The organism is Corynebacterium tardum, assembly GCF_046717785.1.
Lineage (GTDB): Bacteria > Actinomycetota > Actinomycetes > Mycobacteriales > Mycobacteriaceae > Corynebacterium.
This window is the reverse complement of record NZ_CP177104.1, coordinates 1829481-1843757: the sequence shown is the minus strand read 5'-3', so window position 1 is coordinate 1843757 and position 14277 is coordinate 1829481. Positions and strand designations below refer to the sequence as shown.

Here is a 14277-nt window from a genome sequence, read left to right as displayed (position 1 = left end):
AGTTCGCTGCAGAGAGAAAGGTGACGTGTGACTTCACCACATTCCAGTGGTAGGCGCCCGCGGCGCTCGTCGGCCGCCCGCGCCACTCGGTCAAACCGGGCTGCGCAGCCTTATGGCACGGAGCACCGCTCCCGGCAGCGCCCTGCCGCAGAGCGGGTTGTCCCAGCTACCCGGGACCGGAACCCGCGTACGGGAAAGCCTGCGGTCAGCCAGCAGCAGACTATGCGGCACCGCGTGCACGTCGTGGCTGCCATTTTGATGGTGGTCATGTTGGTATGGACCGGACGGTTGGCGTTGGTCCAGCTTGTCTGGGGCCCGGATCTTGCCGCCAAGGCAGCGGAGCAGCGCACCCGCGTGTACATCGATACCGCGGGCCGCGGAGAGATTGTGGACCGCGACGGGCAGCGTCTTGCCTACACCATGCGTGCCCGGTCCTTGACCGTGTCGCCCACGCGCCTGCGCGACGAGCTGCGTGAGCAGGAGGAGCAGCAAGCCACCGGCGAGGCTGACTTTGACGGCAAGTCCTCTGAGGACCAGCAGAAGTTCCTCGATGACAAGGTCACCAACCGCCTCAACGACATGGCCAACGGTATCCCGGAGATGCTCAAGAGCGCTGGCGTTGATGCGGGCGATGTCGACCCGAAGCAGATCATGGATAAGCTGCGCGCGGATACCCAGTACGAGGTTCTTGTCCGCAACGTCGACCCGGACGTGGCCGTGGAGATCTCTGAGAAGTACCACGGCCTGGCCGCGGATGAGCAGCAGATCCGCCAGTACCCGAACGGGGCAATCGCCGAAAACGTCATCGGCAAGGTCTCGATGGACGGCCAGGGCCAGTTCGGCTTCGAGGCGTCGGGAGACAGCACGTTGACCGGCATTGACGGCAGCTCCACCGAGGACGTCTCCGCCAGCGGTCAGGTCATTCCTGGCACGCTGCGTGACCAGGTTCCGACGACCGACGGCAAGAACGTCACCTTGACCCTTGACCTGGACCTGCAGACCTACGTGCAGCAGAAGCTGGAAAAGGCCAAGGCTAACTCCAAGGCGAAGAACGCTGAGGCAGTGGTGCTGGACGCCGCCACGGGCCAGGTGCTGGCCATGGCTAATACTGGAACGATTGACCCCAACAAGGATATTGAGAAGCAGTTGGATAAGGACAAGACCTTTGACAACCGCAGCATCTCCCATCCCTTCGAGCCGGGTTCGGTGGCCAAGATTATTACGGCCGCGGCCGTGATCCAGGAGGGGCTGACCACCCCGGACGAGGTTCTCCAGGTACCCGGCTCCATCGACATGGCGGGCGTCAACGTGTCTGACGCCTGGCAGCACGGCGTGGAGCCGTACACCACCACAGGTGTGTTTGGTAAGTCCTCCAACGTGGGAACGCTCATGCTGGCGGACCGCCTGGGCCAGGACAAGTACGACGACTACCTGAAGAAGTTCGGGCTGGGGCAGACGACGGGTATCGAGCTACCGAACGAGTCCGCCGGCTTGGTCCCGGACAAGTCGCAGTGGTCCGGCGGCACGTTCGCCAACCTGCCGATTGGTCAGGGGCAGTCGTGGACGGCTCTGCAGCTGGCTTCGATCTACCAAACGCTGGCTAACGACGGCGAGCGCATCGAGCCGCGCATCATCGACTCCGTGACGGCGCCGGACGGTACCCAGGAAGAGTTGGATCCGCCGGAGACTACCCGCGTAGTTAGCCCGGAAACCGCGCGTACGGTGGTGGATATGTTCCGCTCGGTCTTCCAGTCTGATCCGCAAGGTGTGCAGAACGGTACTGCCGGAAACGCTCAGTTGGAGGGCTACCAGCTGTCCGGCAAGACCGGCACCGCCCAGAAGGTGGATGAGGAAACCGGAGCGTATTCCAACTCGAAGTACTGGATCACGTTCGCGGGCATTGCGCCTGCCGACGACCCCCGCTTCGTCGTCGCGGTCATGCTCGATGAGCCAGAGTCCGGCGTCAACGATGACGGTTCGGGCGGACAGTCCGCGGCGCCGGTGTTTACGGACATCGCCTCGTGGCTGCTCAACCGCGACAACATTCCCACCTCCGCGCCGGCACCGCACTTGACGTTGCGCGCAGAATAGAGACGACTACACAACTGAGAGGAAACACAGTGACAAGCAGCATCAGTCTTGAGCGTCTAGCAGCACTTGCCGGTGGCCGCGTGATCGGAGATGACTCGGTCACCGTCGACTCGTGCGGCCTCAACTCCGCCACGGTCCCGGAGGGCGGCCTGTTCGCGGCGCTGCCGGGAACCCGCGTGCATGGAGCACGCTACGCGGCGGATACCAAGGCGGCGGCCATCCTCACGGACGAGGCCGGCTGGGAGCTTCTCTCCGCAGAGCAGGAGGCGCGCCCCGTGCTCGTGGTGGAGGACATCCGTGAGATACTCGGCCCCGTCTCGGCTGAAATCTACGGGCACCCCACCCGTGAGCTCACCGTCCTGGGAGTCACGGGTACGTCGGGCAAGACCACCACGAGCTACCTCCTCGAGGCTGGCCTGCTGCACGCCGGCTACTCGGTGGGTCTCATTGGCACGACGGGTACCCGCATCAACCGCGAGCCGGTTCCGACGTCCCTGACCACGCCGGAGGCGCCGACTCTCCAGGAACTCTTTGCACGAATGGTGGCCGAGGGCGTGACCCATGTGGTCATGGAGGTCTCCTCCCACGCTTTGTCCCTCGGCCGCGTGCGGGGCACCCGCTTCGCCGTGGGCGGCTTTAGTAACCTCAGCCAGGACCACCTGGACTTTCACCCCACGATGGAGGACTACTTCGAGGCCAAGGCACTGCTTTTCGACGGCCCCCAGGCCGCCGACCAGGCCGTTATCTGCGTGGACGACGAGTGGGGCGAGCGTATGGCACGTCGCGCCGCAGAGCACCCGGTGACCCGTGTGGCCACCACCCGCCCGGCGGGCGGCACCGGCGACGAGGCGGTCGACGTTTCTGCCCGCCAGCTCAGCACTGAGGCGACCGGCGCCCAGCAGGTGGAGCTCACCGTGGCCACCGGCGAGACCGCCGGCAGCTACGAGTTCCGCCTTCCCATGCCGGGCGAATTCAACATCGCCAACGCCGCCTTGGCCACGGGAATGGCCGCGGCCATCGGACTGGCGCCGCGGGAGTTCCTCCAGGGTGTGGAGAAGGTGGCAGTGCCCGGCCGAATGGAGCGCATTGACCGCGGCCAGCAGTTTGTCGCGGTCGTCGACTACGCGCACAAACCAGCCGCCATCGCGGCCGTTCTCGATACGCTGCGCGGACAACTAGAGGGAACCGCTGGCCGGATCGGCATCGTCGTCGGCGCCGGCGGCGACCGCGATTCCTCCAAGCGCCCGCTTATGGGCGCTGCGGCCGCCGAGCGCGCGGACCTTACCGTCGTCACCGACGACAACCCCCGCACCGAGGACCCCGCCACCATTCGCGCTGCGGTCATGCAGGGCGCGCGCGAGGCCAACCCGGACGGCGATATCCGTGAGGTTGGCTCCCGCGCGGCCGCCATCGATGAGGTCGTGGCGTGGGCCCAGCCGGGCGACGCCGTCATCGTCGTGGGCAAGGGCCACGAGGTGGGCCAGCTCATCGGAGACACCGTCCACCATTTCGACGACCGCGAAGAGATGGCGCGAGCGTTGGACTCCGTGCTGGGCAACCGCGCCGGCAAGCAGGCGCAACCCACCGCGGCGGGGTACGGTGACAGCGACACCGTCCCGGCACGTGGGACAGCTACAGAATCTAAGGAGCAGGCATGATCGCGTTAACGCTCGCAGACATCGCCGACATCACCGGCGGCCGGCTCGATAGTGTCGAGGACCCCGACGCACGCGTGACGGGCTTCGTCGAGTTCGATTCCCGCAAGGTCACCCCCGGCGGGCTCTTCGTCGCGCTGCCCGGCGCCCGCGTGGACGGCCACGACTTTGCCCAGACCGCCATCGAAAAGGGTGCGGTTGCCGTGCTGGCAGCCCGCCCGGTGGGGGTCCCCGCTATCGTCGTCGAGCCGCACGGCCGCGTCGAAGGCGACGGAGCTAATGCGGACATCTACGCCAATGATGAAGACGGCTCCGCCGCTGCCGTGGTGCAGGCTCTCTCCGCGCTGGCCCGCGCTGTCACCCAGCGCCTGTCGGCCGAGCACGCCCTCAACATCGTCGGCGTGACCGGCTCCGCCGGCAAGACGTCGACCAAGGACCTCATCGCCACCATCTTCCGCGCGGTGGGGGAGACCGTGGCCCCGCCAGGCTCCTTCAACAACGAGATCGGCCTGCCGTACACCGCGCTGCGCTGCGACGAGCACACTGAGTACCTCGTGGCGGAGATGTCTGCACGTGGCATCGGGCATATCCGCCACCTCACTCACATTACCGCCCCGCGCATCGGCGTGGTGCTCAACGTGGGCACCGCCCACCTCGGCGAGTTCGGCTCCCGCGAAAACATCGCGCTGGCCAAGGGCGAGCTGGTGGAGGCACTGCCGAGCGCCGCCGACGGCGGTGTGGCGGTGCTCAACGCCGACGATCCCTTCGTCGCGGCGATGGCACCGCGCACCTCGGCGAAGGTGGTGTACTACTCCGCGGAGAACCGGCGGGGTGGGGCACCGGCCGCGCAGTACTACGCCACGGACGTGGAGCTTGACGACGTCGCCCGTCCCTCCTTCACCCTGCACACCCCCAACGCTGCACCGCTTCCGGTGAAGCTGCAGGTCTTCGGCGCGCACCAGGTCTCCAACGCCCTCGCAGCCGCGGCCACGGCCATCGAGCTGGGACTGTCCGCAGAGACCGTGGCCAGCGCCCTATCCGGGCACCGCATTGCCTCGGAGCACCGCATGGATGTGCGCACCCGCCGGGATGGCGTCACCGTCATCGATGACTCCTATAACGCCAACCCTGACTCCATGCGCGCGGCCATCGCCGCGCTGGCCTACACCGCGGCAGCGCGCCCCGACGCGCGTTCCATCGCGGTTCTCGGTGAGATGGGGGAGTTGGGCGCGGATGCCGATTCCGCGCACCGCCGCCTGGGCGAGGTTCTGGCCAAGTACCACGTGGATTACCTCGTGGCCGTGGGAGAGAACCCGAATTGCTGGGCAATGACCGAGGCGGCCGCGCAGCAAGGTATAACTACAAAGGTGTGCGCGGATGTTGATGTGGCCGCGAAGGTGGTCGACGCCATCCTGCGAACGGCCCCGGTCGGGGTCGACGATTGGGCCAGCCGCAGCGTCAAGGATGTGGTCTTGGTCAAGGCCTCGAACGCACAGCGTCTCTGGTTGGTCGCGGAACAGCTGAACCACAGCTAGCCGCTAGAAAGGATTGTCAAGCTCGTGACTCAGATCATCATCTCTGGTGTGGTCAGCTTCCTCGTAGCCATCTTTACCACCCCGGTCCTCATTCGGTACTTCTCCGATGCCGGCCGCGGCCAGGAAATCCGCGAGGACGGACCCAAGTCCCACCTGCGCAAGCGGGGCACCCCGACCATGGGTGGTCTCGCCATCCTGGCCGGTATCCTCATCGCCTACCTGGTGGTGGGCTTCTACGGGCTGGCCATGGGGCACGGCGGCTTTACGGTCTCCGGCCTTCTCGTCCTAGGCCTGACGCTGGGCCTGGGTGCCGTGGGCTTTGCCGATGACTTCATCAAGCTCTTCAAACAGCGCAACCTGGGCCTGAACAAGAAGGCAAAGCTGATTAGCCAGCTGGTCCTGGCTTTGCTCTTCGGGTTCCTAGTGCTGCGCTTCCCGGACGAGTCCGGCCTCACCCCGGGCTCGACCAAGCTGTCCTTCATCCGTGACCTCAACACCTTCGACCTGGCGGTCGGCGGCACCGTCATCGGAACCATCGTGTTCCTCATCTTCATGTACATCCTGATTGCCGCGTGGTCGAATGCCGTTAACCTCACCGACGGCTTGGATGGCCTCGCCGCCGGCGTGACCGCTATCGTGATGGGCTCCTACTCGCTCATGACCTTCTGGCAGTTCCGCAACTCCTGTGCCGTCGACGTTACGGCCGGCTGCTACCAGGTCCGCGACCCGCTCGATCTCGCGGTTCTCGCGGCGGCAGGCCTGGGCGGCTGCCTTGGCTTCCTGTGGTGGAACGCCGCACCAGCGAAGATCTTTATGGGTGATACCGGCTCCCTGGCACTCGGTGGCCTCGTCGCTGGCCTGTCCGTGGCCAGCCGCACCGAGCTGCTCATGATCGTCATCGGCTCCATCTTCGTCATCGAGACCGTCTCCGTGGTCATCCAGATCGTGGTGTTCCGCACCACGGGCAAGCGCTTCTTCCGCATGGCCCCCATCCACCACCACTTCGAAAACGGTGGCTGGGCCGAGACCGCCGTGGTGGTGCGCTTCTGGCTGCTGGCTGCCATGGCCGCCATGGCAGGCGTGGCTATTTTCTACGGTGACTGGCTCACCGCAACTGGCATTGGGCTGAGCGCATAATGCTTCCTGACTTTCTTAACGGACGAGTCCTCATCGCCGGTGCCGGCGTCTCGGGCCGCGGCTGCGCAGCAGTGCTGCAAGGCCTCGGCGTGGATACCACGGTGGCCGACGGCAACCCGGAATCCCGCGCCCGCATCGCCGCCGAGCTCGGCGTGGAGACCGTGGACGCGGCCACCGTCGAGCCGGGGGACTACTCCCTCGTCGTCACCTCTCCGGGCTGGCGCCCGGACTCGCCGCTTCTGGTCCGTGCAGCCGCTGCGGGACGCGAGGTCATCGGCGATGTTGAGCTGGCCTACCGCCTCGACCGCGCGGAAGTCTTCGGCGCCCCGCGCCGCTGGCTCGCGGTCACCGGCACCAACGGCAAGACCACCACCACGGGCATGCTGGCCGCGATCATGGCCGCCGACGAGCCCCGCTCCGGCCTGCGCTCCCAGGCCGTGGGGAACATCGGCGTCTCGCCCTTCGACGCGCTTGCCGCCGACCCGCGCGTGGATATCCTGGTCGCGGAGCTGTCCTCCTTCCAGCTGCACTGGTCTTCCCAGCTGCACCCAGAAGTAGGAGCGCTGCTCAACCTGGCGGACGACCACCTGGACTGGCACGGCTCCTTCGCCGCCTACGCCGCTGATAAGGCGAAGATCCTGCACGGCACCCACGCCGTCATCGGCATCGATGACGAGTACGTCCGCGAGCACTGGGCCGGCTCCACCAAGATTTCCGCGACCGCGTTCACCCACACCGAGCCCGCCACCGGCCAGGTCGGCGTGAGCGAGGGCGGACTGCTGGTCAACGACGTTGCCGGGATGCGAGCCACCGTCATCGAGGACGTCACCACCATCCGGCCCGCCGGCATGGCGGGCGTGCTCGACGCCGCCGCGGCCGCCGCTATGGCAGCCCTCGCCGGCGCGCAGCCGGAGTCCATCACCGCCGGCCTGGAATCCTATGTCGTCGCGGGGCACCGCGGCGAGATTGTCCTTGAGCAGGGCGGCGTGACCTACATCGATAACTCCAAGGCCACCAATCCGCATGCCGCCGAGGTGGCGATGCGCGGGCTGGATTCCGTCGTGTGGGTCGCCGGCGGACAGCTCAAGGGCGCCGACGTCACAGACCTCCTGCGCACCCACGCGGCGCGGTTGAAGGCGGCGGTGCTGGTGGGCGTCGACAAGCACGTGCTCGCCCGCGCGCTTGGCGACGCCGCACCGCACGTCCCCGTCACCCTCGTCGACAGCCACGACCCCGCCGGCGCGATGGAGGAGGCCGTGGCTGCCGCGGGGCAACACGCCGACGCCGGCGATACCGTACTTTTGGCGCCGGCTGCGGCATCGTTGGACATGTACACCGGAATGAGCCAGCGCGGCGATCTTTTCGCCGCCGCTGCCCGCCGCCTCGCCTAGTCAGGAGCTCTACGCCGTGACCGCCCCCACCTCCCAGAAGCCGAGCCGTACGCTGGGCCACCACCTGCGCGACATCCGTGACCGCATGAGCGCCTACCCCGGGCTGGACTACTTCATGCTGCGGGTGGCTATCTTTTCTCTCATCGGCATCGGCGTGGTCATGGCGTTTTCGTCGTCGATGGCCACGTCGCTCTCAGAGAGCGCGAGCCCGTGGTCGGCTGCTCTGCGCCAGTGTCTGCTGGTCGCCGCCGGTTTGTTTATCTTCTGGATCGCGCTGCGGATTTCCCCGCGCACGCTGCGGGCCTGCGTACCGTGGTTCCTGGGGCTTTCCGTTCTGCTGCTGATTTTGGTGCTGGTGCCCGGGGTGGGTACCGGCCGTGCGGAGGTGGGCTCGCAGTCGTGGATCATGCTGCCGGGCGGCGTGGCCTTCCAGCCCTCCGAGTTCGCGCGCGTGGCCGTGGGCATGTACGGCGCCTCGGCGCTGGCGGATAAGACGCACCGCTCGCTCAAGCTCACGGAGCCGTTCATGATGTACTCCATCATCTCCGCCATCATGTTCCTGCTCATCATGGCGCAGGGGGACTTGGGCATGGCTGTGTCCTTGGCCCTCATCGTGGTCTTCACCCTGGTCTTTGCTGGCGTGGACTGGCGCGTGCCCGTTGTCGTCGGCGTGGCCGGAGTGATTGGCATGACCACCGTGTTCTTGGCCGGTGGTTTCCGCTCCCACCGCTTCCACACCTATTTCGATGCTTTGCGCGGCAACATCGCCGACACTCAAGGTACCGGCTTCCAGGCCTACCAGGGCTTTCTCTCGCTTGCCGACGGCGGATTCTGGGGGGTTGGCCTAGGACAATCCCGCGCCAAGTGGTTCTACCTGCCGGAGGCGAAGAATGACTTCGTCTTCGCCATCATCGGTGAGGAACTCGGCCTGTGGGGCGGCGCGCTGGTGATCATCCTGTTCGCCATCCTCGGCTACTTCGGACTGCGGGCGGCCAAGCGGGCGCAGAACCAGTTCCAGTCGCTCCTGGCGGCCACCCTGGCAGTCGGCGTGGTGGTGCAGGCCTTTATCAATATCGGCTACGTCATCGGCATGCTGCCCGTGACGGGTATTCAGCTGCCCATGATTTCCGCGGGCGGTACGGCCGCGATTATCACCATCGGTTCGATGGGCCTGCTGTGCAACGTGGCGCGCCACGAGCCGCTGCAGGTCTCCGCCATGCAGAACTACGGCCGCCCGATGTTCGACCGCCTCTTCTTCGTGCCGGAGCCCACTCCACCCAACGAGCGCCGCGGTGGCGCGCACCGTGCCCCGTCTGACCGCCGCACCTCCCGCGGCGGCGGGGCATCAAAGCAGCGCACCCAGCGTGTCCAGGGCGACCAGCGCGCGTATCGCGACCGGGAGCGCAGCCGCGAGGAGCGCTTCGGCCGGGCGGTGACTGGGCGCGCGGATAGCGGCCGTACGGGCAGGGACCGTCGGCGCGGCGAGCGCCGTTAATCGCCTGCGGCGCTGGTAGCCTGTAGGGCATGAATGCCACGCCAATTTCCGTCGTCATCGCAGGTGGCGGCACCGCCGGACATATTGAACCCGCACTTGCCGTGGGGGAGGAGCTGCGTGCGAAGCACGGCGCCCGCATCACCGCTTTAGGCACCCCGCGGGGGCTGGAAAAGGACATCATTCCGGCCCGTGGTGTGGACCTGCGAATGATTCCCCCGGTTCCCGTTCCGCGCAAGCTCAATCTGGACTTGGCCAAGCTGCCGTGGCGCGTGGTGGACTGCGTGCGCCGGACGCGTGCGGTGCTCAAGGACGTCAAGGCAGACGCCGTCTTTGGCACGGGCGGCTACGTTGCCGCGCCCGCCTACCTGGCGGCCAAGTCCCTGGGCATCCCCTTCTTTGTGCTGGAGACCAACGCCTTGGCGGGCATGGCTAATAAGCTAGGCGTGCGCCTCGGCGGAACCGGCTTCAACGCGCAGGAAGGCTCCGGCATGCCGGGCGAGGTCCTCGGCATCCCCGTGCGCTCCGGGGTGGGGGAGGACCCAGACGGCTTGAAGGCCGCTGCCGCTCGTGACGCGTGGAAGCTGCGTGCGGATCTGCCCACCGTCGTGGTTACCGGCGGCTCCCAAGGCGCGGTGAGTATTAATACCGCGGTGGCTGGCGCCATCGAGGACCTCAGCCAGGACTTCCAGGTGCTGCATGCGTATGGCAAGAAGAATCAGGCTCCCGTGCCGTGCGGGAACTACACAGCCGTGCCCTACATCGACGACATGGCAGGTGCGCTCGCTGTCGCCGACCTCATGGTGTGCCGCTCCGGCGCGATGACGGTGGCGGAGGTCTCCGCCGCCGGTCTGCCCGCGATCTACGTGCCGCTGCCGCACGGCAACGGCGAGCAGGCGCTCAACTCCCGGGCCCTCGTCGACAGTGGGGCGGCCGTCCAGGTTCCCGATGCGGAACTAACCCCCGAGCGGCTCATCAAAGAAGTGCGCGCGATTCTGGATAACCCTGACACTTTGGCGTCGATGCGCGCTGCCACCCAGGCCAGCTCCGCGGGCGACGTGGCAGGGCGCATCGCTGAGCGCATCGTGGCCGCAGCCCGCAGCTAGTTCTCCCTGCGCGCCGCATCCCCTGCCGGGGTAGCGGCGCCACCTAATACACAGACTTGAAAGATTCACAGCATGACTGAAACTCCTTACACCGTCGGCAGCGTTGACCTCTCGCGTGTCCACATGGTGGGCATCGGCGGCTCCGGCATGTCGGGCCTGGCGCGCATCCTCTTGATTCGGGACGCGGTGGTGACTGGCTCCGACGTGAAGAAGTCCACGGCCGTGGAGGTGCTGCGCACCATGGGCGCCACCATCGAGATTGGCCATAAGGCGGAGAACCTCGAGCTGGGCGGGGAGAAGCCTACGGTCGTGGTGACGTCGTTTGCGGCTATTCCGCAGGATAACCCCGAGCTGGCCGCTGCCCGCGCGGCGGGGATTCCGGTTATCCGCCGCTCCGACTTGCTGGCGGAGCTCATGGACGGCCATCGTCAGATTCTGCTGGCGGGCACCCACGGCAAGACGTCGACGACCTCCATGGCAGTCAACGCCCTGCAGCAGGCTGGCCTGGACCCCTCCTTTGCCATTGGCGGTCAGCTCAACCGGGCCGGCACCAATGCGCACTCCGGAACGGGGGAGGCCTTCGTGGCGGAGGCTGACGAATCCGATGCGTCGCTGCTGCGCTATAGCCCGACCGTGGCCGTTATTACCAATACTGAGCCGGATCACCTGGACTACTTCCAGACCCCGGAGCGCTACTACCAGGTATTCGATGACTTCGCGGACCGCATCGTCGAGGGCGGCTACCTGGTGGTGTGCCTGGAGGATGAGCACGCCGTGGCCACCGCGCAGCGCGCTGCGCAGCGAGGCATCCAGGTGCTGGGCTATGGCGGAAGCGACGCCGCCGTGGGCACCGACGTGCCGTGCGCGGCGGAAGTTCTTGAGGAGAACGTGTCCGCCACCGGCGCGCACGTTCGCGTGCGCCTCACGCTGCCGGAGCAGGGTCCGCAGGAACTGAGCTATGACCTGCACATCCCGGGCCACCACATGGTGCTCAACTCGCTTGCGGCGTTGCTTGCTGGTGCGTTGGCCGGTGGCGAACCGGACGCGCTGGCGGCGGGACTGACCGATTTCACTGGTGTGCGTCGTCGCTTCGAGTTTCGCGGCGAGGCGGGTGGGGTGCGCGTCTTTGACGACTACGCCCATCACCCCACCGAGGTCTCCGCGGTGCTCACGGCTGCGCGTGAGAAGGTCGACGCAGAGGGTAAGGGAGCGCGTGTCATCGCCTGCTTCCAGCCGCACCTGTACTCCCGGACGATGAAGTTTGACGCGGAGTTTGCGCAGGCGCTCGCGCTTGCCGACGCCGCCGTGGTCCTCGACATCTACGGTGCCCGCGAACAGCCGGTGGAGGGAATCACCTCCCGCATCATTACCGATAAGATGCCGGAAGACATGCCGGTAATCTTTGAACCGGACTTCTCCGAGGCTGCCGGCGACGCGGTGTCGCTGGCCCAGCCGGGGGACGTGGTGCTCACGATTGGCGCGGGTACGATTACCTATGTTGCCAGCGAAATTCTCCATGCGCTGGAGAAGAGCGCAGACCAGAAGGGCAAGGATGTCTAAGCGGACTGGCGTGCTCGCCGGCGGTGCGGTGCTCCTCGTTGCCATCGTGGCGGCGGTCGTGGTGTGGGCGGTTCCGATCCTGAAGGTGAGTTCTTTCGAGGTGGAAGGCAACGCCCACGTCACCCCGGAGGACGTCGAGCAGGCGAGTGGCGTGGCCAAGGGTTCGAACTTGGTGCGCCTCGACGCGCATACGGCGGCCGGGGGAGTAGCCCAGCTTCCGTGGGTGGAATCCGCCACGGTGTCGCGGTCCTATCCGTCGACGGTGCGCATCGAGGTCGTCGAGCACGAGGCGGTGGCCTTCGTCCACGACGGTGACCAGACCGTGCTGGTGGATGACCAGGGTAAGGAGTTTGCCACGGACACCCCGCCGGCTGAGGCCATTGAGCTCACCGGCCATACCGACTCCGGGTCGCCGGAAATGCAGGCGGCCGTGGACGCGGTGTCCGCGCTTCCTGCCGAGCTGCGCGAAAAGGTCAAGACTCTGGAGGTCCGCGGGACCTACGACCTGACGTTTAAAACCAAGGACGATAAGACCATCTATTGGGGCGCGGCGGAGGATAACGCGAACAAGGCCATCGCCTTCGAGGACGTGCTCAAGCTCGAGGGCACGGAGTGGAACATCTCTAACCCCGCATTGGTGACTCGACGCTAGCCCTACGAGACACAGAGAGAATTTTTTAGCGAAATCTCGAGGCACAGCCCCCGCGGTCATCGCCGCGGGGGTTTCGTGTGCGCACACGCCCGCGGCGAGTGGGGCGGGTGGGACTGCTGTTAAGAAAACCCCATGTCAGCAACCCTAAAGTAGAGGTTGAGGGTACCGACACGCGGAAAAATGTGCGCCGAAATTACCCCGTTGTCGTTAAAGATGGAACTAACCGCCTCTCACGCGCAGGGGCGCCTCCTCGTTTACGTTGAACCTTAATCGAAAGGCCAGAGACCCCCGTATGATCTCAACTAGCAACAACCTCGCGGACATCAAGGTCGTCGGTGTCGGCGGCGGTGGTGTCAACGCCGTTAACCGCATGATCGAAGAAGGGCTCAAGGGAGTCCAGTTCGTCGCGATTAATACCGATTCCCAGGCGCTGATTTTCTCCGACGCCGACACCAAGCTCGACATCGGCCGCGAGGCCACCCGTGGTCTCGGCGCCGGCGCCAACCCGGAGGTGGGCAAGACCTCCGCCGAGGATCACAAGACCGAAATTGAGGATGCCCTCCAAGGCTCCGATATGGTCTTCGTTACCGCCGGCGAGGGCGGCGGCACCGGTACCGGTGCAGCACCTGTCGTCGCATCCATCGCCAAGAAGATGGGCGCGCTCACCGTCGGTGTGGTGACCCGCCCCTTCAAGTTCGAGGGCGCGCGCCGCACCCGCCAGGCAATGGCCGGTATCGAGGAGCTGCGTGAGGTCTGCGATACCCTCATCGTGATCCCCAACGACCGCCTCATGCAGCTGGGCGGCGAGGAGCTGTCCATCGTCGAGGCCTTCCGTGCCGCCGACGAGGTGCTCCACAACGGTGTGCAGGGTATTACCAACCTCATCACCATCCCGGGCATGATCAACGTCGACTTTGCTGACGTTCGCTCCGTGATGGCTGACGCCGGTTCCGCCCTCATGGGCATCGGCTTCGCCCGTGGGGACAACCGCGCACTCAACGCTGCCGAGCAGGCCATCAACTCCCCGCTGCTGGAGTCCACGATGGAAGGTGCCAAGGGCGTGCTGCTCTCCATCGCCGGCGGCTCCGACCTGGGCCTCCACGAGGTCAACGCCGCTGCCTCCATGGTGGAGGAGCGCGCCGATGAGGACGCCAACATCATCTTCGGCACCATCATCGACGACAACCTCGGCGACGAGGTCCGCGTGACCATCATCGCCACCGGCTTCGACGCCCAGGCCAACATGACCAGCCAGCCGGCCCACGGCGCGCAGCAGACCAACACCGCCACCCCGGCGGCCCGCCCGGGCTCGCTCTTCGACAACCGCGCCGAGGCAGCTCCCGAGCAGCGTGCCGAGGCTCCCCGCGAGGACTACTCCCGCGCCGAGGCGCAGCCGGCCCCGCGCGAGGAGTACGCACCGCGCCACTCCTACGAGCGCGAGCAGCCGGTGGAGCCGGCCCCGTCGAGCGGCCTGTTCACCAGCTCTGATCGCTTCCGCCACGACGACGCCCGTGACGCCCGCGAGACTCGCGAAGTCCGTGACCCCCGCGATGCCCGCGATGACTACCGCCTGTCCCGCCCGAGCGAGCCGCGCGGCCGCGACTTCGACGACGACGGCGACGACGATCTCGACGTGCCTTCCTTCATGCGCTAGAGCG

At 66.5% G+C, this 14277-nt stretch carries 10 protein-coding genes; all 10 read left to right on the top strand.

What is annotated here, in order from left to right; all coding sequences use genetic code 11:
• Positions 1-222 precede the first annotated feature (222 nt).
• The 10 genes from ACLI1P_RS08835 to ftsZ all read left to right on the top strand — a co-directional run bounded on the left by ACLI1P_RS08835 (position 223) and on the right by ftsZ (position 14273).
• Complete coding sequence (locus tag ACLI1P_RS08835) at positions 223-2091, top strand: peptidoglycan D,D-transpeptidase FtsI family protein (RefSeq protein ID WP_296131261.1); 1869 nt, start codon at positions 223-225, stop codon at positions 2089-2091.
• Between the two features lie 29 nt (positions 2092-2120).
• Positions 2121-3749: a UDP-N-acetylmuramoyl-L-alanyl-D-glutamate--2,6-diaminopimelate ligase gene (locus ACLI1P_RS08830; RefSeq protein ID WP_306506695.1), complete on the top strand. Its 1629-nt coding sequence runs from the start codon at positions 2121-2123 to the stop codon at positions 3747-3749.
• Positions 3746-5281 carry a UDP-N-acetylmuramoyl-tripeptide--D-alanyl-D-alanine ligase gene (locus ACLI1P_RS08825; RefSeq protein WP_296131037.1) on the top strand — a complete coding sequence of 512 codons (1536 nt, stop codon included), beginning with the start codon at positions 3746-3748 and terminating at the stop codon, positions 5279-5281. The genes ACLI1P_RS08830 and ACLI1P_RS08825 overlap by 4 nt, the downstream gene beginning before the upstream one ends.
• A 24-nt stretch (positions 5282-5305) precedes the next feature.
• On the top strand, positions 5306-6418 hold the full coding sequence (gene mraY / locus ACLI1P_RS08820) for a phospho-N-acetylmuramoyl-pentapeptide-transferase (RefSeq protein ID WP_306506696.1): 1113 nt from the start codon (positions 5306-5308) through the stop codon (positions 6416-6418).
• Positions 6418-7809 carry a UDP-N-acetylmuramoyl-L-alanine--D-glutamate ligase gene (murD, locus tag ACLI1P_RS08815; RefSeq protein WP_411708598.1) on the top strand — a complete coding sequence of 464 codons (1392 nt, stop codon included), beginning with the start codon at positions 6418-6420 and terminating at the stop codon, positions 7807-7809. The genes mraY and murD overlap by 1 nt, the downstream gene beginning before the upstream one ends.
• Before the next feature lie 16 nt (positions 7810-7825).
• Positions 7826-9304, top strand: coding sequence for an FtsW/RodA/SpoVE family cell cycle protein (locus ACLI1P_RS08810; protein WP_411708597.1), 1479 nt, complete (start codon positions 7826-7828; stop codon positions 9302-9304).
• Positions 9305-9333: 29 nt separating this feature from the next.
• Positions 9334-10407 carry an undecaprenyldiphospho-muramoylpentapeptide beta-N-acetylglucosaminyltransferase gene (gene murG / locus ACLI1P_RS08805; protein ID WP_411708596.1) on the top strand — a complete coding sequence of 358 codons (1074 nt, stop codon included), beginning with the start codon at positions 9334-9336 and terminating at the stop codon, positions 10405-10407.
• Positions 10408-10479: 72 nt separating this feature from the next.
• On the top strand, positions 10480-11967 hold the full coding sequence (gene murC, locus ACLI1P_RS08800; protein ID WP_411708595.1) for a UDP-N-acetylmuramate--L-alanine ligase: 1488 nt from the start codon (positions 10480-10482) through the stop codon (positions 11965-11967).
• The gene (locus ACLI1P_RS08795) at positions 11960-12619 is read left to right on the top strand and encodes a cell division protein FtsQ/DivIB (RefSeq protein WP_411708594.1); all 660 of its coding nucleotides are present in this window, start codon (positions 11960-11962) and stop codon (positions 12617-12619) included. Before murC ends, ACLI1P_RS08795 begins: the two co-directional genes overlap by 8 nt.
• Positions 12620-12911: 292 nt before the next feature.
• Positions 12912-14273 (top strand): cell division protein FtsZ, encoded by a 1362-nt coding sequence (ftsZ, locus tag ACLI1P_RS08790; protein ID WP_411708593.1) that lies wholly within the window; start codon positions 12912-12914, stop codon positions 14271-14273.
• The last annotated feature ends 4 nt before the right edge of the window (positions 14274-14277 follow it).